3 protein-coding genes are annotated in these 3,164 nt (G+C 33.6%); 1 reads left to right on the top strand and 2 read right to left on the bottom strand.

Features of this window, described 5'->3' with window-relative positions:
* The coding region (locus OEW74_RS19450) for a hypothetical protein (protein ID WP_265430058.1) at positions 1-242 on the top strand (242 nt) is incomplete at its 5' end.
* Between the two features lie 5 nt (positions 243-247).
* On the opposite strand, the gene OEW74_RS19455 is transcribed toward OEW74_RS19450, so the two are convergent.
* A complete protein-coding gene (locus tag OEW74_RS19455) occupies positions 248-706 on the bottom strand; it encodes a hypothetical protein (RefSeq protein ID WP_265430059.1) in 459 nt (152 codons plus the stop codon).
* Between the two features lie 28 nt (positions 707-734).
* Positions 735-3,164, bottom strand: a 2,430-nt coding sequence (locus OEW74_RS19460; protein ID WP_265430060.1) for an RHS repeat-associated core domain-containing protein, incomplete at its 5' end; no start/stop codon positions are given.

Below are 3,164 nucleotides of genomic sequence, written 5' to 3' on the forward strand. Positions count from 1 at the left end.
TCTTAAATTTTAACGGTTTTTATTTGCTTTTTGTCATAGAATGCGCAGCGGGTAAAGGACAATCTTGCAAACGTTTTACAAGGTATATAAAAAAAGAACCCTCGCAATTTTGCGAGGGTTATTATTTATCTGCCACACGATACAATCGTGCGGGAGCGAGGGGGTCTCTTGGAGTTCTTTACCGTTGTACTTGTATTGATAAAAACCTCGCAAGTTACGAGGTTTTTTTATCTGCTAGTTAGGAAGATTACTTATCTTGTAAAGGCTTTACATGGGTATTGTAAACAATATCTCCATCTTTAGGATTAAAACCTGTTATATGACCCATCGTTGTTTTACCATTAAACTGATATGTCCACTTATTTGAAGGGATTTCTAAATCAACAACAATTAACTTATCCAAATCTCGAATTTCATATCCTCTACTCGACATTTGTTGCTGAATTGTATTATTAAAATAACCGACGAATAAATATCTTTTATCAAAAATCATAAAATGAATAATATCATCTGATTTATTTTCAAAAATGGTTGAATTATCTGTTACAAATCTTTTTTTAAAATCAGTCTTATATTTTTTTCCTTTGATTTTAAATATAGTCAAATCATCTTCATACTTATCAGTTCTGAACTTGGATAGATTTTCAATTTGCGCAGATGTTAACATAGAAATGAATAACACTAAGAATATTATTTTAAATTTCATAATAATGCAATTATAATTGTGTCGAAAACTACTTCTTCTTGTAATTAGGACTACCTGTTCCTATAGGTGTAGGAGGTCCATAACCATCTCCTACAACTTTTTGCTCAGATCCAGCATGCCATAAACCCTTTTCACCAGCACCATTTTTACTAAAAATATAAACTGTACCTGCACCGTTTTGCAATAGAAAAGTAGCATAATGAGATGTTCCTCCAGCCTTATTTCCTTTATCTACATCCTCACTTCCGTTTGGATAGGCATATCTTCTTACATCTCCAAAAGAAGGTTTATTAGTTTGTTTAAATTCACTCTGTAAGATTTCATCAGCTCTGTATGCATCTGGAATTATGCCCGTATTTTTTTTATCAACGTTAAAATCTACATTTCCTTTTCTTCCCATAGAAATAGATGTTCCCCAACAATTGGAATCCCATGCCAAACGTTGATCACTTATGTACTTATTAATTGTTCCAATCATCTTATCAACTTTTTCAATTCCTAATTTATCTAAACTTGTACCTTCTTTTATTTCTACTCCTTCAAGACCTTTTGTAAGTTGGTCTAAGTCTAATCCTGTTTGCTCAGCTAAAGTATTTATATTGTCTCCTTCTTGAGCAACAAAACTAATATAGTTTTCCATCTTACCTGTTCCTTTACCTTTTTTCATGATCTCTCTCTCCTTAATTTCTATTTCCCATAAACCATCAGGATCAATAAAACGAAGAGGGTTATTGTATGCATATCTGTATGGACTCCATCTTCGGTCTCTCTCCGCCAATGGATCCACGACACCCCATCTACCAATATCCGGCATATAAAATCTTGCGCCGTAATCATACATTCCAGATTCTTGGAGTTCCTTTCCATTATATTTATAATTATAACTTGGGTTTCCAGCCAATGCATTATACCCTTCATGTTTCAACCCAAAAGGATAATAATTATTTTCTTCTAGAACTTCTATGCTGCTTCCATTATGGAAATAACTTAATCTCGTATTTCCTAAGTGGTCGCTGTAATTGTAAATATACTTATTTTTCACAAAATCAAAATATCCTTCTGAGGTTGGCACAAATTGTAATGAAGTAACAAATATGAAACCTCCACCTTTTGGACCTCCCGAACTTACATATTTTCCTTCATACTGAAAACTGTCAAGATAATCTGTTTCTATTGTTTCTAATTGTTGAGCCGTTCCAAAAGGATCATATGGAGCATACTTATAGATTTTTTTTAATTTAGTACCATCAGCGCGATAGATATACGTGAGATTATTTCTGATAATCCCTGTTCTTGTTGAAAGTCCTTCATTGAACATAATATAATTGGGAAGATTCAGAAAACTGTAATCAATTTGCAAGATTCCTTTATCAATATGATTCTTCATATTTCCATTAAGGTCATAATTAATTGTATTTCCTGAAGTATCGGGATAACCACTGTATTGCCCCGAAATATCGGTAACTGAATTCAACCTGTTTCCTGTGTAATTATAGTTAAGGTTGTCAATTGTCATTGCAGTGGAACTTCCTCCTAATATTCCTTCCGATCTTTTCAGATTGGTGATATTTCCGTTAAGATCATAGTCCAGTTTCTCAAAGTACTCTTTCGCAGTTGGATTGGTGTCCTTCTGGTAAAAACCTGCTAATAATCTGTTTAAGCCATCATAAACATAACCATATCTTCTTAAATTATCTCCTGTTGTTGTACTGGTTTTCCAGTCTACTTCTGCAATGTTACCGTTGTATTTAGGTTTTACCTGAAGATTTGTAAAATCATTATTAGGAGTCTGCTCACCTTCTACCTGATTATATTTGATTTTATAACCAAACAAATCTCCACCGCTTAAATCAGCAGGATTGTTGATCTGTGTCATCCAGCCTCGGATGTTGTATTTGTAATCTACCTGCTGCAATGGCGAGTTTAAGCTCGTTCCACCCACTTTTTTATATTCTAACTGTGAAAGTTCATTGTACTTATTCTGAGCTAGATATTCCACAGGATTATTATCAACTTGATGAGTATGGGTTAATAATCTGTTTTGATGATCATAAGTAAAGTTTTCGGTAATCACTCTTTCGGTATCACTATCCAATCTTTTGTGTCTGGTAATAGCCATCTTTGGAGTCCCCGAAAAATCAAGCTCAGATTCTGTTTTCGTATAACCTCCTAAATGATTAATAGAATGTGTTCCGATTGCTCTTCCTTTAGTATCGTACCATGTATAATTTTGAGTCCATTTGTCGTTTTCAATATTTTTCACATAAGAAGCCACTGGTAAACTTTTGGTACTGGTATTTGAATTCTGTGAGTCTTGCGAAAGAATATCCTGTCCTAAAATTTGAGTAGGGATTGCGGGAGTTCCTGCTGGATAGGTGTCGTAATAATTAACCGATAATAATGTTTGTATTTCATTAAACAAAACATTGGTATAATATACTTGTATTCCGTTTTTGGT

The sequence above is a fragment of the Chryseobacterium sp. YIM B08800 genome, from assembly GCF_026163565.1.
In the GTDB taxonomy this organism is placed as follows: Bacteria; Bacteroidota; Bacteroidia; order Flavobacteriales; family Weeksellaceae; genus Chryseobacterium.

Coding starts and splice junctions, on each gene's coding strand:
- OEW74_RS19455 (WP_265430059.1), bottom strand. CDS start 706: ATGAAATTTAAAATAATATTCTTAGTGTTATTCATTTCTATGTTAACA.